The 22,360-nt window shown below is 61.2% G+C and carries 24 protein-coding genes and 1 tRNA gene; 13 read left to right on the top strand and 12 right to left on the bottom strand.

Going from position 1 to position 22,360, the window contains the following annotated elements:
• Positions 1–20: 20 nt before the first annotated feature.
• Positions 21–419 carry a helix-turn-helix domain-containing protein gene (locus ADU59_RS08580; protein ID WP_068953594.1) on the bottom strand — a complete coding sequence of 133 codons (399 nt, stop codon included), beginning with the start codon at positions 417–419 and terminating at the stop codon, positions 21–23.
• A 217-nt stretch (positions 420–636) separates the two neighbouring features.
• Between ADU59_RS08580 and ADU59_RS08585 the strand changes: the two genes are divergently transcribed.
• The 3 genes from ADU59_RS08585 to ADU59_RS08595 all read left to right on the top strand — a co-directional run bounded on the left by ADU59_RS08585 (position 637) and on the right by ADU59_RS08595 (position 3,592).
• Positions 637–1,533: a DMT family transporter gene (locus ADU59_RS08585; protein WP_068953763.1), complete on the top strand. Its 897-nt coding sequence runs from the start codon at positions 637–639 to the stop codon at positions 1,531–1,533.
• A gap of 95 nt (positions 1,534–1,628) precedes the next feature.
• Positions 1,629–2,231, top strand: coding sequence for a hypothetical protein (locus ADU59_RS08590; RefSeq protein ID WP_068953595.1), 603 nt, complete (start codon positions 1,629–1,631; stop codon positions 2,229–2,231).
• A 98-nt stretch (positions 2,232–2,329) separates the two neighbouring features.
• Positions 2,330–3,592 carry a hypothetical protein gene (locus tag ADU59_RS08595; protein WP_068953597.1) on the top strand — a complete coding sequence of 421 codons (1,263 nt, stop codon included), beginning with the start codon at positions 2,330–2,332 and terminating at the stop codon, positions 3,590–3,592.
• On the opposite strand, the gene lipB is transcribed toward ADU59_RS08595, so the two are convergent.
• Positions 3,565–4,323, bottom strand: coding sequence for a lipoyl(octanoyl) transferase LipB (lipB, locus tag ADU59_RS08600; RefSeq protein WP_068953599.1), 759 nt, complete (start codon positions 4,321–4,323; stop codon positions 3,565–3,567). The two genes, ADU59_RS08595 and lipB, sit on opposite strands and share 28 nt — an antisense overlap.
• 194 nt (positions 4,324–4,517) lie before the next feature.
• Here lipB and ADU59_RS08605 point away from each other — a divergent pair.
• Positions 4,518–4,602 (top strand) — tRNA-Leu (locus ADU59_RS08605).
• A gap of 85 nt (positions 4,603–4,687) precedes the next feature.
• Here the strand turns inward: ADU59_RS08605 and ADU59_RS08610 are convergent.
• The gene (locus tag ADU59_RS08610; RefSeq protein WP_068953601.1) at positions 4,688–5,191 is read right to left on the bottom strand and encodes a peptide deformylase; all 504 of its coding nucleotides are present in this window, start codon (positions 5,189–5,191) and stop codon (positions 4,688–4,690) included.
• Between the two features lie 257 nt (positions 5,192–5,448).
• Here ADU59_RS08610 and mgtE point away from each other — a divergent pair, with 257 nt between their 5' ends.
• The 3 genes from mgtE (at position 5,449) to ADU59_RS08625 (ending at position 9,543) form a co-directional block, all read left to right on the top strand.
• Entirely contained in the window at positions 5,449–6,876 is a 1,428-nt protein-coding gene (gene mgtE, locus ADU59_RS08615) for a magnesium transporter (protein ID WP_068953603.1), read from the top strand.
• Positions 6,877–7,043: 167 nt separating this feature from the next.
• On the top strand, positions 7,044–7,430 hold the full coding sequence (locus tag ADU59_RS08620) for a MerR family transcriptional regulator (protein WP_068953764.1): 387 nt from the start codon (positions 7,044–7,046) through the stop codon (positions 7,428–7,430).
• A 139-nt stretch (positions 7,431–7,569) separates the two neighbouring features.
• Positions 7,570–9,543, top strand: coding sequence for a PhoX family protein (locus tag ADU59_RS08625; RefSeq protein ID WP_068953605.1), 1,974 nt, complete (start codon positions 7,570–7,572; stop codon positions 9,541–9,543).
• 28 nt (positions 9,544–9,571) lie between these two features.
• Here ADU59_RS08625 and ADU59_RS08630 read toward each other — a convergent pair whose 3' ends face one another.
• The 3 genes from ADU59_RS08630 to ADU59_RS08640 all read right to left on the bottom strand — a co-directional run bounded on the left by ADU59_RS08630 (position 9,572) and on the right by ADU59_RS08640 (position 11,857).
• Positions 9,572–10,045: a methyltransferase family protein gene (locus ADU59_RS08630; RefSeq protein ID WP_068953607.1), complete on the bottom strand. Its 474-nt coding sequence runs from the start codon at positions 10,043–10,045 to the stop codon at positions 9,572–9,574.
• A 29-nt stretch (positions 10,046–10,074) separates the two neighbouring features.
• Positions 10,075–11,082: a heparan-alpha-glucosaminide N-acetyltransferase gene (locus tag ADU59_RS08635; RefSeq protein ID WP_068953609.1), complete on the bottom strand. Its 1,008-nt coding sequence runs from the start codon at positions 11,080–11,082 to the stop codon at positions 10,075–10,077.
• Between the two features lie 82 nt (positions 11,083–11,164).
• Positions 11,165–11,857, bottom strand: coding sequence for a DUF599 domain-containing protein (locus ADU59_RS08640; RefSeq protein WP_068953612.1), 693 nt, complete (start codon positions 11,855–11,857; stop codon positions 11,165–11,167).
• Between the two features lie 270 nt (positions 11,858–12,127).
• On the opposite strand from ADU59_RS08640, the gene ADU59_RS08645 reads away from it, so the two are divergent.
• The gene (locus ADU59_RS08645) at positions 12,128–13,528 is read left to right on the top strand and encodes an L-serine ammonia-lyase (protein WP_068953614.1); all 1,401 of its coding nucleotides are present in this window, start codon (positions 12,128–12,130) and stop codon (positions 13,526–13,528) included.
• Between the two features lie 74 nt (positions 13,529–13,602).
• Entirely contained in the window at positions 13,603–14,040 is a 438-nt protein-coding gene (locus ADU59_RS08650) for a DUF1489 family protein (RefSeq protein WP_068953616.1), read from the top strand.
• Positions 14,041–14,108: 68 nt separating this feature from the next.
• Here the strand turns inward: ADU59_RS08650 and ADU59_RS08655 are convergent, their stop codons facing one another.
• The 3 genes from ADU59_RS08655 to ADU59_RS08665 all read right to left on the bottom strand — a co-directional run bounded on the left by ADU59_RS08655 (position 14,109) and on the right by ADU59_RS08665 (position 16,877).
• Positions 14,109–14,375 carry a hypothetical protein gene (locus ADU59_RS08655; RefSeq protein ID WP_083198171.1) on the bottom strand — a complete coding sequence of 89 codons (267 nt, stop codon included), beginning with the start codon at positions 14,373–14,375 and terminating at the stop codon, positions 14,109–14,111.
• A gap of 83 nt (positions 14,376–14,458) precedes the next feature.
• On the bottom strand, positions 14,459–15,847 hold the full coding sequence (locus tag ADU59_RS08660; RefSeq protein WP_244506374.1) for a D-alanyl-D-alanine carboxypeptidase: 1,389 nt from the start codon (positions 15,845–15,847) through the stop codon (positions 14,459–14,461).
• Positions 15,848–16,142: 295 nt separating this feature from the next.
• A complete protein-coding gene (locus tag ADU59_RS08665) occupies positions 16,143–16,877 on the bottom strand; it encodes a hypothetical protein (RefSeq protein WP_068953624.1) in 735 nt (244 codons plus the stop codon).
• 140 nt (positions 16,878–17,017) lie between these two features.
• Between ADU59_RS08665 and ADU59_RS08670 the strand changes: the two genes are divergently transcribed.
• Positions 17,018–17,341 (top strand): DUF6949 family protein, encoded by a 324-nt coding sequence (locus ADU59_RS08670; RefSeq protein ID WP_068953626.1) that lies wholly within the window; start codon positions 17,018–17,020, stop codon positions 17,339–17,341.
• 164 nt (positions 17,342–17,505) lie between these two features.
• Here the strand turns inward: ADU59_RS08670 and ADU59_RS08675 are convergent, their stop codons facing one another.
• A complete protein-coding gene (locus tag ADU59_RS08675) occupies positions 17,506–18,117 on the bottom strand; it encodes a transglutaminase-like cysteine peptidase (RefSeq protein ID WP_068953628.1) in 612 nt (203 codons plus the stop codon).
• 630 nt (positions 18,118–18,747) lie between these two features.
• Here ADU59_RS08675 and ADU59_RS08680 point away from each other — a divergent pair.
• Positions 18,748–19,134, top strand: a complete 387-nt coding sequence (locus ADU59_RS08680) for an ester cyclase (RefSeq protein WP_068953630.1) — start codon at positions 18,748–18,750, stop codon at positions 19,132–19,134.
• 30 nt (positions 19,135–19,164) lie between these two features.
• On the opposite strand, the gene ADU59_RS08685 is transcribed toward ADU59_RS08680, so the two are convergent.
• Positions 19,165–19,773, bottom strand: a complete 609-nt coding sequence (locus tag ADU59_RS08685; protein WP_068953632.1) for a PilZ domain-containing protein — start codon at positions 19,771–19,773, stop codon at positions 19,165–19,167.
• Positions 19,774–19,862: 89 nt separating this feature from the next.
• Complete coding sequence (locus ADU59_RS08690) at positions 19,863–20,492, bottom strand: PAS domain-containing protein (protein WP_083198172.1); 630 nt, start codon at positions 20,490–20,492, stop codon at positions 19,863–19,865.
• A gap of 416 nt (positions 20,493–20,908) precedes the next feature.
• Here ADU59_RS08690 and ADU59_RS08695 point away from each other — a divergent pair, with 416 nt between their 5' ends.
• A complete protein-coding gene (locus ADU59_RS08695) occupies positions 20,909–21,643 on the top strand; it encodes a rhomboid family intramembrane serine protease (RefSeq protein ID WP_068953634.1) in 735 nt (244 codons plus the stop codon).
• A 235-nt stretch (positions 21,644–21,878) separates the two neighbouring features.
• Positions 21,879–22,307, top strand: a complete 429-nt coding sequence (locus ADU59_RS08700; RefSeq protein ID WP_068953636.1) for a CBS domain-containing protein — start codon at positions 21,879–21,881, stop codon at positions 22,305–22,307.
• The last annotated feature ends 53 nt before the right edge of the window (positions 22,308–22,360 follow it).

Raw genomic sequence — 22,360 nt, forward strand, 5'->3', positions numbered from 1 at the left:
TTGCAGAATCGGTTGGTGATCTATTGCATGTCCTGTAGGACGCGGTTGATCTCCATCTCAAGGGCGCTGATCGCTTTTCCGGTCTGTTCGTGCAGTTTCTTGACCTGCGCCAGCTGATCGCGCAGCTGGTCTGCAATGGTGTTGGAAAGGTCGTCCTTCGGCGCTTCGCCGATGCCGGCGATCAGCCAGGCCGGGCTTACCCCGAGCACGCCGGCCAGCATGAAGAGCCGGTTGGTGCGTGGCTCCGAGCGGTCGCGTTCCCAAGCGGAGATGGTGTCGATGCGAACGCCCAGCCTGTCCGCCAGCTCCTTTGCCGAGAGGTTCACCGCGTCGCGCGCCCGCCAGATGCGGCCTCCGAGCGTATCGTTGTCGCTTGGCTGGCGAATCATGGCTAGAACGGTATCGGTCGATAAACGCATCGGTCTCTCCTGTGTGCCTTTTGGGCTTGGATGGGTCGAGTTCCGGGGCGGCCGCTTGGGGTGCGGTCGGGTGGTTCAGAATAACAGTTTATATGGCCTCAAATCCGATTGGGCACCCTTTCACGTCAAAAATGCCGCCAAAAGCGCCTTCGTTACACCGATAGAAAATGGAAAACCTGCCTTGAACACCGCATCCCGCCCGCCTGCCAATACCGTCATGCAAGGTCTCGCGATCATGCTGTTTGCCATGATCATCCTGCCCTGCATGGATGCGATCGCCAAATATATGGCGGTGTATCAGGACATGTCGCCAGGGCAGGTGACGTTCTACCGGTTCTTCTTCCAGCTGGTTTCGGTCCTGCCGCTGCTGCTTTCGACGGGCGGCCTGCGTGGGCTGAAGCCGAAGCGGCTCTGGTTCAATCTTCTGCGCGGTGTCCTGCTGGCCGCTGCCGCATTGCTGTTTTTCGTCTCGGTAAAATACATGCCGCTGGCCGATGTCTTCGCCATCTACTTCGTCGAGCCGTTCATCCTCACCTGCCTTTCGGCCCTGATCTTGCGTGAAAAAGTCGGCTGGCGGCGCTGGATGGCGATTTTCATCGGCTTCGGCGGGGCGATGATCGTCATTCAGCCGAGTTTCGAGATCTTCGGATTGAAATCGCTGCTGCCGGTTTTCTGCGCCTTCCTGTTCGCCTGCTATCTCCTCCTGAACCGGCTCGTCGGCGATGCAGACACGCCTTTGACGATGCAGACGATCGCCGGTATCGGCGGCTCGCTGTTCATGATCGTGGCGATCGCCATCGGATACAGTGCCGGCTCGCTGGATTTCGTGCCGTCACTGCCGCATTCGACGCTCGGCTGGGTTCTGGTCGTCGTTCTCGGCACGATCTCGGGCTATGGCCATCTTCTCGTCGTCAAGGCGTTTCAGGCGGCCCCGGTATCGCTGCTGGCGCCGTTCCATTATCTGGAGATCATCACCGGCACCGCGCTGGGCTTTCTGATCTTCGACGAGTTCCCGACATGGTCGAAATGGCTTGGTATCGCGATCATCGTCGGCTCCGGCCTTTTCATGATCTGGCGGGAACGCCGGGCAGGGCTAATGTTAAAAATGGATTGAATCCATCAAGTCGCTGCTAACACTCATTCTTTCCGGATTGGAAAGAGCTTCGGCCTAGGCTCGGTCCAGTTTCATGATGAAACGGGAGAGAAAAGATGGGTGAACTTCGTCTGTCTTATCCGGCATGTGTGATCGCCGGGAAGATGCGCCTGACGGCCGATGATATCGGCATTCTGCGCGAGCATGTTTTCGTGGGAGGGCTGGCGTCGTCGCAGGACGCAATGATCCTGCTGGCGATCAACACCTCGTGCAGCGAAAAATGCTCGCAATGGCATCACTATTTCATCGAAACCATGACGGATTTTATCGTTCGCACCTGCTATCCGCAGGGCGCGATGGACGAATGGAACGCCGATTGGCTGATCGCGATGATCTCGACGCGCGGCGTGGTGAATTCACGCATTGAGCTCGACCTCCTGTTTCACATCATCGACATCTCCGCGCATGTCCCCGACAGCCTGTCGATCTTCGCGCTGGAGCAGATCCGCGTCGCCATGGTGGAGGATGCCGGCATCTGGGCCGGGCTGCGCGACAGCCGGCAGCATGGGCTGCAGCGGGCCGATGTGCTTCTGATCACGAGGGTGATGAGCGCCGTCGCCCGCTCGCGCGGCAGTCACCTGACGGCGCGCGAGCGCCGGATGCTCGACCAGATCGGCGTCCTGACGGGACTGCCGGCAGATCATGCGGCGGCGGCCTGATCGTCCGGAGACTTGGAGAGCCGGATGTCGCCGGCTTTCCGCACGATTTGTTCATGCTCTGCGGCTAGCGTTCGGCTGACGATAACTGGGGAACGCTCATGGCGACGCATGCACCGGCGATCGCGCTTCTGATTATCAACATCGGCCTGTTATGGCTTCTGATGGCGGCCCCGCTCGGGGTTCGCACCGTGCGCGTCCGCGCGGCGTTCCGGGCGGGGGTGGACAAGGTGTGGAGTGCCGTCTCACCGCTGGGCACATCCGCCGACTGGCACCATTCCGTTCTTTCCAGCCGCGTGTTGCCTGGCAGCGGCAACCGGGTACAGCAGACCTATACCCATCTCGACCGGCACGGCCAGCCGATCGTCCGCTCCCTTGAAATCACCCAGAAGGCAAGCGGTCACGAATATGATGCCCGCATCCTCGACGACAGCGCGCTCGATGCGTCGTTCTGGAAGGATTTCGGCGAGCGCCGCCGGCTCGTGGAAGACGGTGGCATGGTGCACCTGACGATCGAGCAGACCGATCGCTACCGCGGTTTCGCCTTTCTGCTCTTTCGCTTCTTCGTCTTGCGGCGCGAGATGAAAGCGCTGCGTCAGTGGCTTGAGACCGGGCAGAGCAAACCCGCGCGGGCCGTCTTCGAGCATCCGCTTGTCCAGTGCGCGCTGGCTCTTTTGTCGACGCTGCTGCTGTGGCCGTTCTTTGGCCTCACGCGTTACGGCCTGATGCTGTCGTCGCTGTTGACGCTGGTCGTCGTGCTGCATGAGCTGGGCCACATGGCCGCCTATCGTGCCTTCGGCCACAAGACAGTCCGGATGATCTTCGTGCCCTTGCTTGGCGGCATCGCCATCGGCGGCAGGCCTTATAACTCCCTGTTCGAGGTTGCCACCTGCGCCCTGATGGGGGCCGGCATGTCGGCATTCTTCATTCCCGTGGCCATTGCCCTGCATGAGGCCGGCCTTGATGGCGTACCGGCCTTCGTATCGGGTCCGGCGGTGCTGATCTTCCTGCTGATCCTCGGTGCGTTCAATCTGCTCAATCTGCTGCCGATGAACCGGTTCGACGGCGGCCAGGTGCTGCGGCAGGTGTTCCGCTCGCGCGTCAGCCTGATGACGGGAAGTTTCCTCGTGACGCTGGGCATCCTCGCGGTCGGATGGCGCATCGGCCTTCCATCGCCGGCACTGCTCGCGGGGCTTGCCGTGTTTGTGCTGCTGAGCATGATGGGGCAAGGCGGCGTGAAACCCCGCCATCGCCTCGACGAGATGACCGGCGGCCAGCGGATTGTCAGCGGCCTTGGCCTGTATGCGGCATTGGGCCTGCACGGCTATGCCATCGTCTATGCGACCGACCGGCTGTTTGCCTGACCGGCTGACCGACAGTCGTCTTCATTGAGTGTCGGGCCGAAAATATCCTCGAACGCCTGGCGCAGCTTGACATCGACATCGGTCATCATCACCGGCAGGCCGAGATCGACCAGGCTGGTGACGCCGTAGCCGCGAATGCCGCAGGGCACGATGCCGTCGAAATGATCGAGATCCGGATCGACGTTCAGCGACATCCCGTGGAAGCTCACCCATTTGCGCAGGCGAATGCCGATGGCGGCAATCTTGTCCTCCGCCATCGAACCGTCGGGCAGGGCGGGGCGTTCAGGACGCCGTACCCAGACGCCGACGCGGTCCTCGCGCCGCTCGCCCTTCACGTTCATACCGGCGAGCGTTTCGATCGCCAGGCTTTCGATTGCGGCCACGAAGGCGCGGACGTCCTGCTTGCGGCGCTTGAGGTCGAGCATGACGTAGACCACCCGCTGGCCGGGACCGTGATAGGTGTATTCACCGCCGCGGCCGGTCTGGAAGACCGGGAACCGGTCGGGCATGACCAGGTCGGCGGCATCGGCGCTGGTGCCGGCGGTATAGAGCGGTGGATGCTCGACGAGCCAGACCAGTTCGTCCGCTTCGCCGGCGGCGATGGCAGCCACCTCGCGCTCCATTGTTTCGACAGCCTGCTCGTAATCGACGGGCGAGGGGGCGATTCTCCATCGGACGGGGGCAAAACCGCCGGCAGCGAAGAATGTTTTCTCAATGTTTTCGCGTTGCATGGCTAAGGCAATCCCGTTGATTTGTTTTCTAAATGGTACGCAACAGGCCAAGAGTCCAGCATTCTCAGGGGCGCGCGAAGCAGCCTGTTGAAATAGTTGATACGGTTGTCGATTTTCTGTCATCCTGCCCTTGTGCACCCCAAATGCTTTTGCTACATGCAGCCCCGCCGGAGCAGTTCGGCATCTACCACGATGCGGTCGTGGCGGAATTGGTAGACGCGCAGCGTTGAGGTCGCTGTGGGGCAACCCGTGGAAGTTCGAGTCTTCTCGACCGCACCATTTGGCTTTCGGGCCAAACAAGAAACCCGCTTTTGGCGGGTTTTTTTGTGTCTTCAGCACAGAATAAACTGTTGTTTTCTCCTGCCTATCCTCCTGTCTTCCCCAGTTTCGCGAAGCGCTTGATCGCCCGTTCGCGCTTCAGGCGCGACAATCGCTGCAGCCAGAAGATGCCGTCGAGCTGGTCGATTTCGTGCTGGAGGCAGATGGACAGAAGGCCGTCGGCTTCTTCTTCCATCACATCGCCGGCAAGCGTCTGGTAACGGACGCGGATCCGGTGGGGCCGGACGATGTCGTCGGTTATTCCCGGCATCGAGACGCTGCCTTCGGCATGCGAAATCGTTTCCGTCGAGGACCATGTGATCTGCGGGTTGACGTAGGTTTTTACACCGGAGGCGGCATCGAGCTCAATGACCGTCAGGCGCTGGAGAACGCCGACATGCGGCGCCGTGATGCCGATCCCCGGTGCCGCCCGCATGGTGTCGAGCAGGTCGGCTGCAAGTGCTGCGAGATTTGCGCCGAAGTGCTCGACGGTGGCTGCCGGTGTGCTGAGCCGCGGATCGGGAAATCGCAGGATCGGTCGTATGGGCAAGGGCGAGCTCCGTGTTTTCCAGCTGCGCCAGAGCTAAACAATTCATATGAATTTGCAACAGCTTGGGTAAAAATCATGGCACTATCGGTCCGTGGATGCATCGGGCGGTGGACCTCACCGGCCTGTTGGGCTAGCAGGGAGCGGCGGTTTGTTTTTTCAGGGCCGCCGCGATCACCGGTTTATGACATCGCCTTCCTGCTCCCGCCCGGTTTTGCACCGGCGTCTTGGATGGCTGCAATTCTTTCGAGGGCGGGCACATGAGCAGTACCGGCGAGCAGGACAAAGACCGCAATCCCTCCGAAGCCGCCGCCTATGACGGCGCGGATATCTATGCCGAGGACGGCTCGGTGCGCTCGGATTACCTGATGCATGTCGGCGCAGCCATTGCCGACCGCGATCTTCTTTATCTGCGCCAGCATGTGGCCCGCCTGCACGCCTCCGAAATGGGCGACCTGCTCGAGGCGATCCAGCTTGATCAGCGGCGGGCGCTCGTTTCGCTTCTCGGCGACGATTTCGACCTTTCGGCGCTGACCGAAGTCGACGAGGCGATCCGTCTCGATATCGTCGAGCACCTGCCGAACGAGCAGATCGCCGCTGCCCTTGGCGACATGGATTCCGCCGACGCCGTCTACATTCTCGAAGACCTCGACCAGGAGGATCAGGAAGAGATCCTGTCGAAGTTGCCGTTCACCGAGAGGGTGAGGCTCAGGCGCTCGCTCGACTATCCCGAAAGCACGGCCGGCCGCCGCATGCAGACGGAGTTCGTCGCGGTGCCGCCGTTCTGGACGGTGGGCCAGACCATCGACTACATGCGCGAGGACGACGATCTCCCCGAAAGCTTCACTCAGATTTTCGTCATCGACCCGACCTTCAAGCTGCTCGGCGCGCTCGATCTCGATCGGGTCCTGCGCGCCAAGCGCTCGGTCAAGATCGAGACGATCATGCGCGACACCAACCACCCGGTGCCGGCGGAGATGGACCAGGAAGAGGCGGCCCAGCTGTTTGAGCAGTACGACCTCCTGTCCGCCGCCGTGGTCGACGAGAACAGCCGGCTGGTCGGGGTGCTGACCATCGATGATGTCGTCGACGTCATCCAGGAGGAAGCGGAAGAAGACCTGATGCGCCTCGGCGGTGTCGGCGATGAGGAGCTGTCCGATTCGATCGCCAGCACGTCGCGCTCGCGCGTGCCGTGGCTTATGGTCAATCTGCTGACGGCCTTTCTCGCCGCCTCGGTCATCGGGCTGTTCGAGGCGACGATCCAGCAGATCGTCGCCCTTGCCGTGCTGATGCCGATCGTTGCCGGCATGGGTGGCAATGCCGGTTCGCAGACGATGACGGTGACGGTGCGTGCGCTGGCCACCCGCGATCTGGATATTCACAATGCCTGGCGCATCGTCCGCCGCGAAGCGGGCGTCGGCCTGTTGAACGGCATGCTGTTCGGTGTGCTGATCGGCATCGTCGCCGGTGCGTGGTTCCTGGACTACAATATCGGCGGCATCATCGCTGCGGCCATGCTGATCAACATGATTGCCGCGGCCCTTGCCGGCATCATGATCCCGTTGCTGCTCGACCGCTTCGGTGCCGATCCGGCAGTCTCCTCGGCGGTTTTCGTCACCACCGTGACCGACGTCACCGGGTTTTTCGCCTTTCTGGGGCTTGCCAGCTGGTGGTTCGGCGTCGTGTGATCGGTGCGTGGAAAATTTGACTTTTACGTCAAAGTCAATCAGACTGGCCTTCGATATCGTAGCGGCCTCGATTCAGGCGAGGTGACCGGCGCGACACTTCAACCGCAGCTGCATTTTCCGGCGCTTCATGGCCGATGTGCCGGGCTGTGGTTCCAGGCGAGGCAGGCGTGAACAAGTATTATACCATTACGGAGCTGACACGGGAATTCGGGGTTTCGACCCGCACGTTGCGCTTCTATGAGGATGAGGGATTGATCCATCCGGAGCGGCGTGGCCGGACAAGGCTGTTCCGCTCGGCCGACCGTCGCCTGATCATGGAGATCCTGCGCGGCCGCCGCATCGGCTTCACCATTGCCGAAATTCGCGAAATCATTCAGGTCTACCGCGATCCGCCGGGTGAATCGGGCCAATTGCGCTTGCTGATGAAGCGCGTCGAAGAGAAACGCGACGAGCTCAACCAGAAGCGCAAGGACATCGAGGAAACGCTGGAGGAACTGAACAATGTCGAGGAAGCCTGCCTGACCCGGCTGGCCGAAATCGGCGTCGGCACCTGAGCATTCGGCCGTCTTCAAGCCAGGCTTGAATTTTTCCCACCATTCCTGATTCCGCTGGCCCGCCGGGCTTGCCCTGCGCGTCACAGCACGTTCACGGCTGCATGCAATATCGCCTTCGTCACACAAATCGGAGGCTTGCATGTCTGATCGCCAGAAAACCCGCGCCCGGCCGAATCCGCGCCGCGCCTTTTCCTCATCCTACGGTGAAATTCTCGCAGAAGGCGTCAATCGCCGCACTGTCCTCAAAGGCCTTTTCGGGGCGGCGGCGATCGCTGCCATCGGTCATGGCTTCTCCGCCAGCCCGGCGCAGGCCGCCGCGGCATCCAGCCTGACCTTCAAAGAGCTGCAACGGGTGCGCGATACCGCCGACCATTGGCCGCAGGGGTATGGCCGCCAAATTCTCGCCCGCTGGGGCGACGCGCTGTTTCCCGACAGCCCGGCTTTCGACATTGCCAGCCTTGACGGCAAGGCCGCCGAACGCCAGTTCGGCTACAACAACGACTTCACCCAGTTTCTGCCCTTGCCGCAGGGCTCAACCGCGTCGGATCGCGGATTGATGGTCGTCTCCCATGAATATGCGACGCCTTTCCTGATGTTTCCTGGCCTCACCGACGAGGATTACCGCGAGAAGCTGACGGACAACCAGATTCGCGCTTTGATGGGCTGTCTTGGAGTAAGCATCTTCGAAGTGGCGAAGACCGGCCGCGATTGGAAGATCGTGCTCGACAGCCGATATAACCGCCGTATCCATATGGGCACCCAGATGGACATCTCCGGCCCGGCCGCGGGTGACGACCGTTTGAAGACCAAGGCAGACCCGACCGGCAGGACGGTATTCGGCACGATCTCCAACTGCAACGGCGGTATCACCCCCTGGGGTACGATGCTGTCGGGCGAAGAAGGGGCGATGGACGTCTTTGCCGGCGATTACAAGACACTGCCCAACCAGGAGCTGGTCGAACGGCAGGGCTGGGACGAAGACGAGAACGACATCTACTCCGTCAGCCGCGTCGATCCGCGCTTCAAGTTCGAAGAGGAACCGAACGAGTGGATGCGGTTCGACTGGGTGGTCGAGATCGATCCCTTCGATCCGCAGGCCATGCCGGTGAAGCGGACATCGCTCGGCCGCATGACCCACGAGGGTGCGCAGGTTACCGTCGCGCCGGATGGCCGCGTCGTGGTGTTCATGGGCGACGATGACGATTTCGAATATCTCTATCGCTTCGTCACCCGCGATCCGTGGAACCCGGCCGACCGGGCGGCCAACAAGGACCTTCTCGATAACGGCACCTTGTCGGTCGCCAAGTTTTCGAGCGACGGAACGATGACATGGTTGCCGCTGGTGGCCGGCCAGGGGCAATTGACCGCCGAAGCCGGTTTCGCGACCCAGGCCGACGTCGTGCTCAACACGCGCGCCGCAGCGGATCTGGTGGGCGCGACGCCGATGGATGCGCCGGAAGGGTTCGTGCCGCATCATGGCACCGGCAAGCTCTATGTGGCGATGACGGAGAACGAGGACCGGCTGGCGGCAGGCAAGGGGGATGAGCGCGAGACCGTCAACATTGCCAACCCGCGCGGACCGAACCCGCATGGCCACCTGCTGGAACTGGTTCCGCCCGGTGCGCCGGATAAGCCGGATCATGCGGCGGATACCTTCAAATGGGACGTCTTCGTGCTCTGTGGCGATCCGGCCAAGCCGGAAGATGAGGCGATGTTCAATCCAGGTACGACGGCATCCGGCTGGTTCACCGATCCGGATAATCTCGGTGTCGATCCGGCGGGCCGCCTCTGGGTGACGACCGACGGCCCGCCGCCGGAAGGCATTGCCGATTCGATGTATGTGATGGACACGGAAGGTCCGGGCAGGGCGTTGCCGAAACTGTTCTATATCGCTCCGGTCGGCTCGGAATGCTGCTCACCGACGTTCACGCCGGATGGTACGGGCGTCTTCGTCTCCGTGCAGCATCCGGGCGAATTGCGGATGTCCGACAACGAGGATGCGACGACAATGGCGGACGCCGGCACGGCCTGGCCGGATTTCGCCGATGGCATGCCGGCCCGCCCGTCGCTGGTCGTGATCACCCGTGACGACAATGGCGTGGTCGGAAATTGAGACTTGTGAATTGCCGCAGCCGGTGGGGTCAGATCCACCGGCTGGTGGCGCGGCAGTAGCGTTCGAATTCGAACCCGAAGCGCGACAGCAGATGCCGTTCCTCGTTGCGGACGGCAAAGGCGGTGGTGACGGCCACGGAGGCGCTGGCCATGATGAAGAACCAGGGATTGAGGGTGATCAGGCCGAAGCCGACCGTCATGATGGTATAGCCGAGATAGATCGGATTGCGGGTGTAGCGGAATGGTCCACAGGTGACGAGATGCGAGGAGCATCGATGCGGCAGAACGGCCGTGCGCCGCTCGATCAGCGTCTTCACCGCCCAGACGTCCATGAAAACCGCGACGACGATCAGCACCGCGCCGGCAAGCCAGGGGACCCAGCCATGGCTGTGGGACACGGAAATCGGCTGCACGCGTCCCAAGGCCACCGCCCCCAGGATCGCCGCCACATAGAGAAGTGGCGGCCAGGGGTAGGTCAGCGGTCTGGCGCGATAGGCGTTCATGTCCTATTCCTCGGCCTTATGGCTTGGTCCTATTGTTTGGCTTGTGCGTCCATGGTGCACTGACCGGCGATTCGCGCAATGCGTTCATCCGTCTTGACGTCGATTTTGCCTTCGTTCAGCGGCTCGAACAGGTTTTCTTCCATCAGCTTGTCCAGCGTGCAGCCGCAGAAGGTCGTGCAGAACGCGGCGGGGTCCTGCAGGCTGCATGATGCTATGCAACTGACCCGGGTGGCTTCGACGGGATCGGGCTTGGCCGCCGGAAAGCCGAGCGAAAAGACGTAGACCAGCGCGAACAGCAGCGGCTGATGCAGGAGATAGATGATCAGGCTGTGACGGCCGGCTGTGGTCAGCGCAATTTTCCAGCGCGCACTGCCATCGCTGCGCAGCTTTTCGAACCATCCGAACCGCAGCGCGATGCGCGCTACCGCGATGCCGGTCAGGAACGGCGCCAGCCAGGGAAGCAGCGGCACGTAGTCGTTCGAGCGCGGCACCGTTTCGGACAGCCCGACCCACCAGAGCGCCGGTGCGTCGAAAACCGCCGAGCGCAGGTAGTCCGGGGCGGCAAAGGCCGCGGCCGCGATTGCCAGCGTCAGGATAGCGGGCAGGCGCAGGAAGATGAGGCCGATCAGGCTTGCGGCGGCGATCGCATGCAGGATGCCGAAGAAGATGAAGCTGTCGGGAAAGATAAACCATGTGGCGATGGTGATGACCAGCGCCGCCGCGGCAATCTTGGCAAAGCGGATGGCGAAGGCGCGGGGCTTGAAAGCGGGGTAGTGTCCCAGCACAAGGCCGATGCCCGCGAGGAACAGGAAGCTGCTGGCGATCAGCCGCGCATAGATCTTGAAGCCGCCAGCCCCGACGGTGCCGGGGTCGATATAGCCGAAATATTCCAGATCCCAGGAGAAATGATAGGTCGCCATGGCAATCAGCGCAAAACCGCGCAACGCGTCGATCGCCCAGATGCGGCCTCGCTTGCCGGTGTTGTCCGGCGGCGCTGTCCCGGTGTCGCTTTCGGTGACGGCGGTGGTGGTCGACATGGCTCTATCTCTTCCGATCATGGCACGATAGCGCAGCGAGCTTGCGCCAGGCGCAAGGCGTCACCGCGATATGGCGAGGATTTCAGGGGTTTGTGTCGTCAAGAAGGGCCTGGCGCGCTTCCGAATAGAATTGCCGCCGCGTCAACACGAAGATGACGAAGGCCGTCAGCGCCATGAACACATAGGGGCTGACGAACCAGCCGAGATAGCCGATCGACAGGAAGATGCTGCGCAGGCCGGCATTGAAATGCTTGGCCGCGAGAATGTTCATCTTGACCGCGCGTCCGGCCGCGCGTTCCGCCCCGGCGCGGTCCTGCTGCATGTCCGACATCATCGGAATGCCGCCGATGAGAATGGAGCAGTAGTTGAACAGCCGGTAGGACCAGGCGAACTTGAAGAAAGCATAGGCAAACAGGCAGGCAAGGCCGCCGACCTTCAGCTCGAAGGCGCTGCGTCCGCCATGAAAGACGTAAGGCAGGTCGTTCATGATCGCCTGGACCCGGTCCGTCGCGCCGAGCAGGGCAAAGCAGCCGCCCAGCGCAAAGATCGTCGTCGAGGCGAAGAATGCCGTTCCCGCCTGCAGACCGGCAACGATCTGCGTATCGATCATCTTCAGGTCGCGGTTCAGCGAATTGAAAAGCCATCGGCGCCGGTTTTCCATCATCAGGCGCGACAGGCTGATGCGGTTGAGCCGCACCTTGCCGTCCGTGGCCCAGTTGTACCCGGTCCAAAGCAGCGCGAAGACCGCCAATGAGATATAGTCCGTCAGTGTCATGCTTCGTTTTTGGCATGGTTTGCCGAAATTGCAAGGCATCGCGAAAGTTTACCACGCCCCTTGAAATCACCGGTCCAACATGGCGACTTATCAACGAGGAAACGTGATACAGCCCTATGGCGGCCGCTCGTGTCGCACGCGCGGGAGCGAATGTCGGTTGATCGCCTGATGACGGATGCAGGATAGCCTAGTTTCGATGCAATGATTGTGGTCCGGCAATGTTGCGCGGCCATCCAGACCCCCAATCCAGTCCCCAAGGGCGGAGTTCGAATGTTTCTTTCGGTTTTTGATGTCTTCAAGATTGGTATCGGTCCTTCCAGCTCGCACACGATGGGGCCGATGTCGGCGGCGAACCGCTTTCTCGACCTGATCCTGTCGGCCGACTGGCCGCGTCCGGCCAATGCCGCCGTGGCGTCGATCAAGTCCAGCCTGCACGGCTCGCTGGCCTTTACCGGCATCGGCCATGGAACGGGCAGGGCGGTGATTCTCGGGCTGATGGGCGAGCGCCCGGACCGCGTCGATCCCGATCGCATGGATCCGATCATCGAGGAGGTCGAGCGCACCGGCCGCATCACGCCGGCGGGGCATCCCGCCTACGAGTTCCAGCCGAAGACCGATCTGGTGTTCGACAAGAAGGTGCCGTTGCCGGGCCATGCCAACGGCATGTCCTTCTCCGCCTTTGACAAGGACGGAAGGCTGCTGCTGAAGCGCGTCTACTATTCCATCGGCGGCGGCTTCGTGGTCACCGATACCGAACTCGAAGCCATGAAGGCCAGCAAGACCAAGCCTGGCGGCGTCAAGGTTCCCTATCCCTTCTCCACAGCCAGGCAGATGCTGGAAATGGCGGAGCGTTCCGGCCTGTCGATCGCCCAGATGAAGCGGGCGAACGAGGAATGTTCGATGTCGGCGCAGGAGCTTGACGAGGGGCTCGACCGCATCTGGGCGGCGATGAAGAGCTGCATCGATCGCGGCCTGACGGGCTCCGGCATCCTGCCCGGCGGCTTGAAGGTTCGCCGCCGCGCCGGCATGATCCACGACAAGCTGCAGGACGAATGGCGCTCCAACAAGGTCAACCCCCTGCTCGCCAACGACTGGCTGAGCGTCTATGCGATGGCGGTGAACGAGGAGAATGCCGCCGGCGGCCGTGTCGTCACCTCGCCGACCAATGGCGCTGCCGGCGTGGTGCCGGCCACCATCCGCTATTATCTGCATTTTCACGAGGACGCCGATCATCACGGCATTCGCGACTATCTGCTGACCGCGGCTGCGATCGGCGGTATCATCAAGTTCAATGCCTCGATCTCCGGTGCCGAGGTCGGCTGTCAGGGCGAGGTCGGTTCGGCCTCCGCCATGGCCGCCGCCGGCCTTGCCGCCGTGATGGGCGGGACCCCGGAGCAGATCGAGAACGCCGCCGAAATCGCGCTGGAACATCACCTCGGCATGACCTGCGACCCGATCGCCGGCCTCGTCCAGGTGCCGTGCATCGAGCGCAACGCGCTGGGCGCGGTCAAGGCCGTCACGGCGGCCTCGCTGGCGATCAAGGGCGACGGCCAGCATTTCGTGCCGCTCGACGCCTGCATCGAGACGATGCGCCAGACCGGTGTCGACATGCACGACAAATACAAGGAAACCTCGACAGGCGGCCTTGCCGTCAACGTCGTCGAGTGCTGACGGCTGCATCGACCTGTGGAGCGGTCAAGGAACAGGCTTGACCGCGACCGCCTCACGGGTGTTCAACTCCGGCCATGGCCCTGCATCTCATCAAGCTCTGCGTCGGAGCGGATTCGATTGACGATCTTCGCGACTGGGTGTCGCGCAAGGCGATGACGGCGATTGCCGCCGGTCTCGAGCCGCATTCGTATCACACGACCCGGATGGTGCCGAAGCGTACCGAGGAACTGCTGGATGGCGGATCGCTCTATTGGGTGATCAAGGGGCAGGTTCAGGCCCGCCAGCGCCTGACCGGCATCGAGACCTTTACCGACGGCGAAGGCATCGGCCGCTGCAATCTCATTCTGGGACCGGAAGTGATCGAAACGGCCTATCAGCCGCGCCGCGCATTTCAGGGCTGGCGCTATCTCCAGCCGAATGAAGCGCCGCGCGACCTGTCGGCGCTCGGAGCCGGAACGGCCGAAATGCCGCTGGAGCTGCGCCGCGAACTTGCCGAACTCGGCCTTCTCTAAAAAAGACAGCCCATGAAAAAAGCCCGGCATGACCGGGCTCTTGATCGTTCTTGGCGATGGTGCGGCTCTTACCGGATCCGGATCCGGATCGGATAGCGCCCGGATGGCGATGTGACATGCACATGGATCTGTGCATCCGGCTGGGTCGAGCGCCAGGCGCGTGCCCCGTGCGTCAGGAGCAGCGTCACCAGATCCTTGGTCTTCGATCGCGGGCGGCTGCCGAGTTCGGCGATGCGCATGGCTGCTTCATGCAAAGGATGCAGGGCAGACCGTGGCGACTTCCGCTTCTTGTCCGGGGCGGGCGTCATGCCCGGACCATTCTCATTCATTCCCATAACTGACCTCGTTACGCAAAACCAAATCCGAGGAGGACCACCGGCAAATACGCGCCGCTGATCGAAACTTGAGTATGTGCCTGTTACTGCAGGCTTGCCCAGCAGGCGAAGCCCTTGCTCTTCAGGGTCTTGCAGGCGGAAACCGCCTTGTCCTGGTTGGAGAAGCCGCCGAAGCGCGCCCGGTAGAGATGACCGTCGCCGCTGGCAAAGGCCACGGTGAAGGGGGTTGCGCCGTTAAGCGCCTTGCCGCCCTTGTCCTTGGCGTTTTCAAGCATCTTCATGGCCTGGCCCTTGTCCGGCGTCGCACCGATCTGGATGACCCAGCCGGCAGGCGCGGATTCGGCCGCCGGTTCCGTTTCGGCTGCTGCCTTGGCAACGGAATTGGTGATCTGGTTGTCGACGTCGGCAGCCGGGACCGGTGCCGCCTTGGCGAGCTTGCGGCTCTGCGCCTGAAGCGTGTTCGGCATGACTTTGTCGTTCAGGACCGGGTTGGCGCTGGCCTTGACCGGCTCGGCATAGGCGACTTCGATGCTCTGGGTGGTTTCGCCGCTGTAGCGGAAGTCCGGAACGGGGCCGTTGCTCGGCAGGTTGAAGCTTCCGCCTGTCGCGGCAACGGCCATTGCCGCCACCGGCTGTTCTGCAGCCTTGACCTGCATGGTCGGCGCATCGGCGGTCTCAGCCACGATATTGCCGCCACCGCGGCGCGACGAGGCGGCCGGCATGTATTTGGCAACGAGGGCGCGCATCTGTGCGTCGCGGGCACCGCCGGACTTGCCGCCCATGACGACGCCGACGATGCTGCGGCCATCGGCCTGGGCCGAGGTCACCAGATTGAAGCCGGCTGCGCGCGTATAGCCGGTCTTGATGCCGTCGACGCCGCGGACATTGCCGAGCAGCCGGTTATGGTTGCCGATCGTCTGCTTGCCGAACTGGAAGCTGCGCGTGGAAAAATAGGAGTAATACTGCGGAAAATGCTGGCGAAGCGCCATGCCGAGCCGCGCCTGGTCGCGTGCCGTCGTCATCTGTGCGTCGTTCGGCAGGCCGTTGGCGTTGCGGTAGGTGGTGCGGGTCATGCCCAGGGCACGCGCCTTGTTGGTCATGATCCGGGCGAAGCGTTCTTCCGAACCGCCAAGCATCTCGCCCAGTGCGGTTGCCGCATCGTTGGCCGAGCGGGTAACCAGAGCCATGATCGCCTGTTCGACGGTGATCGAATTGCCGGGGCGCACGCCGAGTTTCGACGGCGGCTCGGCCGATGCGTTCTTGGAGAACGGAACCGGGGTGTTCTTGCTGATCTTGCCGGCTTCCAGCGCCTCGAAGGTCAGGTAGAGCGTCATCATCTTGGTGAGCGAAGCAGGATAGCGCAGGCTGTCGGCATCTTCGCTGTACAGTACCTTGCCAGTCTTGGCGTCAACGACGATGCCGGCATATTGCGCGGCAAAGGCGGCAGGGATGGCGGCAAGCGAGGCTGCCATCGATACCAGCAGCACCCGGCAGGCCTTCTTGAAGAATAGGACAGGGGCGTATGGAGCGGAGCCGAGAATTATGGATTTGGACACTACACTACTCTTCATTCTTTTTCACAGATGTCGTCCGGGCGTGGCCTCCAGAACCGACCGTTCCGAAAACTCTATCGGCATAGCGTTACCAATCGGTTTATGATGAATGATTGGTTTCTATAATCCGTCGTCTTCTTTCGCATTTCGATACAGCCGACCGGCTGGTGCCAACGTCAAAAAAAGTGGCGTGTGGCTCACGGTTCGGGCGATGTCAGGGGACCAGCCGGTCGTTCATGAATGTCACGACGGCGCTGTCGATGGCTTGCCATTGTGGCAGCAATTGGCTGGAAAAGCGGTAAAGCACAACAAGATCGCGGCCCGCATGAATATCGCGCTGGCAATCGGCGCTGGTCGACAGGTCGGGCGTGGCGGGCAGAATGCAGCGCACGGCATAGGGCGTGTCGCTGTCGCGGTTCGCCGTGAAGAACACTTCCTGGCCGTAGCCGGAGTTTGCCTTCATGTCGTGACGCACCAGTCCGGCCGGGCCGGGCAGGGGGGCACCCTCGAAAAGATGCTGGTAGATCGGCTCGATCCGCCCGGACATGTCGCGTGACATCGTGCTCTGGGAAATATCGAGGAAGATCAGCGATTCCGGATGGTTGACATCGTTGAAGCGCGCGCGCGTCTCGTCGGTATATCCCTGCAGTCCCGGCCAGGTGAGATAGAGATCGGCACGCTCGGCGATGCCGGTTATGCGCTGCTGCTCGAAGCGGATGACGTTGGACGGCAGCCGCAGATGATCCTGCCCGATGAAGATGTCGTTGGCCTCGGTGCTGGTCGTATGCCCGGCCAGCGCCAGCCTGTCGCCGTACCAGCGCCCGGCAAGGCTGATCGCTGCGGTCAAAGCCGCCAGTCCGACAATCACCGCCGTCAAGCCGTAGACGAAACGGGCCGAGATCAGCGGGCCATGGTCTTCGTTGGTTTCAGCTGTGGAATCGGCTGTCATGGGTGGATCGCAGTGTTGCCGTCGTTAACGGGAGGTATAATCTTCGGATGCGCGCGTCCCGAAATGAAGCAGCCTGGGCGGCACGGAACTTGCTGGCCGAAACAACAACTGCAACGCTGCGTCAACATGGTTAATTTTCGATGAATATTGCCGCACTCTTCATGCTGCTCCTCGCCGGCTTCGGCGTCTCATTCGTCGTGCTCGATGTCAGCCGCATCGCCGCGCCGCGACGCTGGCCGTCGGCCCGTGTTGTGATGGCCGACAATTTCCGGCCCTTTGCAATCTTTCTGGCGCTGTTTGCCGGGCCGGCCCTGTTCGTTCAGGCTCTGTGGCGCATACGGGCGTCGGCCGGGCTGTCTTTGATCGACACTATGCTTGCTGCCGTGATCGCCGGCGGGTGGGCTCTTTGCTACGGTCAGGTCGTCATGCAATGCGCAGGAATGCTGGGGCTGCGGGTCTCTTGAGCTGCGGCAGGATTGCGTCGCGCATGAAAAAGGCCGGCTCCGGGGACAGCGGAACCGGCCAGCAGGGCCTTGGTCGGGGACGGGGATTGGGGACTGACCGAAGCCCTTTCATGCGCGGCCCGGGCATCCTGAGCCGGACCGCGTATGTCTCTTGTCTCTGAGCGTTACTGGGAGACGCTACCGACAGCCACCGTGCGGCCATCCTGCAGCTTGACCCAGCGGCCGGCATTCTCGATCGATTGACGCTTGAGATAGGTGTATTCGGTTTCCGACCACAGCAGCACCTTGTTGCGCATGTTGTCGAGGATGAAATCGCCGCGATCCGTCCTGACCGTCAGCACCGCATGGCCTTCGCCATTGGGCTGCAGGACAACGGTGATCAGCAGGTCGGAGGGCGAAAAACCGGCTTCCATCAGGCGCTTGCGCTTCAAAAGCACGAAGTCCTCGCAATCGCCGGCCTTGTCGGGATAGGCCCAGTATTCTTCGACGCCGTAGATCTCCATGTCTGTCATCGGCGTGATCGTCTCGTTGACGTCGTAGTTGACCTCGAGAATCTTCTTCCACCCTTCGCGGGTCAGCGTCACCGGCGCAGAGCCGCCGAGAGGATTGGCGCGGCATTCCTGTGGCAGCCTGCGGCAGAATTCATAATGCCCGACAGGCGGATTGGTCGCGCCATCCGTGGTCATGTTGGCAGGAAGGGCAAGCGCGGAATAGGCCGTTATCGCGGAAAAGATGATACCGAGCAGGCCGGTCTTCAGGAATGTTATCGTTGTCATGTCTGTCTCCCCGTTCTGGTTTGACAATGACACCGAGTTTTTTATCGCTCGCGAAAATTGGAAGTAAAATAAAGTACAAAAGAAATTTGAATAAGTATAAAATTAAAAATAAACTTGAATAAAATTTGAGGCAGATTTGATTCAAATGCATCTCAATTTTTATGCATTCCCATTCCGGCACATCGTCGTTAAGCAGCGGGAAACCATCTATCCCATGGGAAAGTCATTCGTTTTTCGTATCGGAGCGTGGTTTTCGCTGCGCCATTGCGATGCCGCCCCAAGGCTCCCGCACGCGAGGGAGCGTTGATCTGTCGGTCCGTTTAGACTTGGTTTACCAGTAGAAGGACGGATTTCAGCCGAAAATCATTGAAAGAGCGACGGAAATTATTTTTTCTCTGGCACAAAAATAAGAGGCCGGATTGTGTTTTCCTTGAACAGGATTCATCGTCGTCCGAATCTGTATCGAATTGGCGCACCCGGGCCGTCGCCTCATGTGTCGATACTGGCTTTCGGTGCCTGTCCCGAATGACGAGAGGCAGCCGGCTCGGCCTCGGAGAATGTCGTGCCTTGAGATGAAACGCATCCAGTCCTGGGCTGTAAGCCGGGACCAGAAAGACAAAGGCGATTGCCGTGCTGAAAACCGACCTCTGCGAAGCCTATCGCGGCTATATTGCCTGCCTGAATGAGCAGGATTGGACGAAGCTGGCGCAGTTCGTGGATGATGACGCCTTCTATAACGGCAAGCGGATCGGATTATCGGGTTACCGCGAAATGCTGGAAAGAGACTTTCGTGACATTCCGGATCTGCAGTTCAACATTCAGTTGTTGATATCCGATCCGCCCCATATCGCCGCCCGGCTGGCCTTCGACTGTACGCCGCGCGGGAAATTCCTCGGCCTTGACGTCAACGGGAGGAGAATTTCGTTCACCGAGAACGTTTTCTATGAGTTTCGGGACGGGAAGATCGTCAGTGTCTGGTCGGTCATAGACAAGGCTGCCGTCGAGGCACAGCTCTAAACGCGGAAATGTTTCCGATGGCCAGCGTGCCTAGAGAAACTCTCTGAGCGCCTCGCGCGATTGAATTCCGAGGAATTCGATGGCCACGCCTTCCTGAAAATGGCGGACGACGCGGCCCTTCATGCTGCCGAGCAGGAGCGCTGTTCCAAGCGGCAGGCGGGTCTCCATGTCGACGGCGGCGCCGGACAACGACAGGTCGATGATGCGGCAGACATATTTGCTGCCGTCTTCCAGTGTGATGTCCGTGCGGGTCTTGCGCGGTGCAAGGCGGTCGTGACGCCGGTCTTCCGGCAGGCCAAGCTCGTGCTTGTTGGCGATCCAGGTCAGCTGTGCCGCGAGCTTTTCGCGCTTGCGGTCGGTCGCATTGATCTGGATGACGAAGGCGTTTTCGGCAAGGCGCGAAACGGTACCTTCCAGACGGCCGACATGATCGACATAGGCGATGATGCGTTCGCCGGCGCGGGGCCGCGCATCGCAGGTGAAAAGAACGTCACCCGGCGACATATCGATCGCGGTGCATTCGAATTCGTCATGGTTCGCAAGCATCAACCGGCCGGTCAGATTCACCGAAACGCGTTGAAACGCACCTTCGTTGTGCTGTTTGGGGCCGGCAGACTGTGCTTGTTGAAACGAATACATGACCACACTTGTGCGATGTCCATCCAAATCACAGCTTTACCCTCTTCCGGTTAACAGAAGGTTTGTTGTTCATTTGTGAAGGACTGAGGCTAATCTTGGCGGCCGCCTTCGAACACCCGCAGATGCAGAACGCGGCGGATGGCTCCGGCAATGCCTTGCTCGCTCGGATGCGGCGCGCGGGCGGGCAGGGGGATTTCGGGCCGGTTCTGCAGAAACAGATTGGTCTTTTCGATGTCGAGCACGCGAATTCCACCAAGGTCGAGAAAATTGACGGGCGTTGCGTCAAGCCAGTGCGGCCGCGAGAGCGGCGCCAAAGCACCGATGATCCGGTCGACGCTGCCGTCGGGTGATCTCAGCGGCAGAAGAATGATCTCCGTCGGCAGGCGATCGGCCGTGCCGGCGAGGGCCGAGGCCGAGAGAACGACCGGTGCTTTCTGTGTCATGACGTCGGCAGCGATCCGCGCAAGACGGCCGGTCTGTTCGGCAAGCCAGAGCGCATCGAATGTCGAGCCGCGCAGCTCCCGTGCAAACAGCGCGCAGACGCGTGTGCCGGCAAGCCGGAAGCGGATGTCGCCACGCGGTGTTTTCTCCAGGATGAAAAGGTCCGCCAGAATGTTCCGAATATGGGCAGGTTCGATCTGGCTGCGGGCCGGCACGTCACGGTGCCCCCGAAGCTCATCCCAATAGGCGTAAATCTCGATAGCGGTCTTGCTGCGCATGCTCTCATTCCATTTGAAACGCTTCTGTGCCGCTTTGGCACATTCGGCCGGGAAAAATGGTCCCGTACCGATTGCACAGCGATTTCCGTGCCAGCCGGATATTAAGGTTAATGTTTGGTTTAGATTGAACCCGGACGGCGGCGGTGGCATGGAAGAACATCACTTCACGAAGGGTTGCCTTCGGCACACTGACTTGAGGGCTCGGGGTTTTTGGGGTCTCACCGGCCGTTCAGTTTTTGACTGGACGGCCTCTTTTTTGCCGGCAAGGTGCGGTGTCCTTCCCATATCCGGTTGCCCGGTCTCCATGCGAACAAGTGCCGCGCATCTCGCCGCTTTTGAGGCGGGCATGAATCGTATAGAGCGAAGAGATAATAGAGGCGGCAGCGGATGACACCGCGGAAGGAATTGTGAAGAGCATGACAGACCAACCGGACGGTGCGACACCGCCGCAGGGCGATGATGCGGACAACGCGGTGCGGGTCAGCGAGCCGGCGTTCAATCTGCCTGCGGGTCTTGTCGGTATCCTGGCCGTGCTGGTGGCCATTCATGCCGTGCGCACCTATCTGCTGCCGTTCGCCGTGGACAATGAACTGATCCTGAACTTCGCGTTCTGGCCGGCGCGCTACGATCATCCGCTGGCGGACCAGAATTTTGCCTGGCTGTGGAGCCCCGTCACCTATTCGTTGCTGCACGGGTCCTGGGAACACGTCATTTTCAACGGATTCTGGATGGTGGCCTTCGGCGCGCCGGTTATTCGCCGTATCGGCGCGGCGCGGCTTGCCCTGTTCTGGTGCCTTTCGGCAGTGGCCGCCGTCGCGTTGCACGTGGCGTTTCACTGGGGTGATACCTCGTTCGTGGTGGGAGCCTCGGGCGTCGTCTCCGGTTTGATGGGGGCCGCCGCACGGTTTGTGTTCTCTCCGAGCGGCCGTATCAGCCGGCAGTTCGCCCATCTCAACCGCCGCCTGACGATTGCCGAAGCGCTGTCGAACCGGTCGGTCGTGGTCTTCGCCGGCATCTGGTTTCTGACGAATTTCCTGATCGGCCTCGGCATGTTCGCCTTCGGCGGCGCCGGCGGCATTGCCTGGGAAGCGCATATCGGCGGCTTTCTGTTCGGCTTCCTGCTGTTCGGTCTTTTCGATCCCCGTAACTGAGCCTCGAAACATGGGCGATCTTTGCGAGAGTGCTTGATTTTCGCAAGGCTGTAGCGCACCATTCCCGTCCGAAGGCAGGAAACCGTGAGGAGTTCGGTTTGCTGCCGATGGACAAGGAACGCGACAGGAATGATGTCTGTCTTGCGGATTGGTCCACAACCGGAAAGTGTCGTATGCGCTTTGCGGTTCGCCAGTTTCCCGGTCAGACGCAGGTCGCTGAAACGGGAGGGTTCGAATGTCTGTTAAGGCAATACTGAACGAAAAAGGCCGTCAGGTGGTGACGGTCGATCCGCAGGCGAAAGTCCGGCAGGTGGTCGTCCTGCTGCATGAAAATCATATCGGCGCTGTCATCATCGTCAAGCCGGGCGACAGGATCGCCGGCATATTGACGGAGCGCGACGTGGTGGCCGCCATGGCCAAGTTCGGCGCCGACTGTCTCGACAAGCCGGTTTCCTCCGTCATGTGGTCGAAAGTTCACTGCTGCACGGAAGACATGACCATCGATGACATCATGGAAATCATGAACAACATGCGCTCGCGCCATCTTCCGGTGGAAAAGAACGGGCGCCTTGTCGGCATCGTCTCGATCGGCGATGCGGTGCGCCATCATATCCGGGCCATCGAACACGAGGCCGAGCAGATCAAGGCCTATATCGCCGGCTAAAGCCTGACATGCACATGCCGCGCTGCCGTGAAGGCCGCGCGGCAGGACGATCG

It is taken from the genome of Pararhizobium polonicum (assembly GCF_001687365.1).
GTDB classification, from domain to species: domain Bacteria; phylum Pseudomonadota; class Alphaproteobacteria; order Rhizobiales; family Rhizobiaceae; genus Pararhizobium; species Pararhizobium polonicum.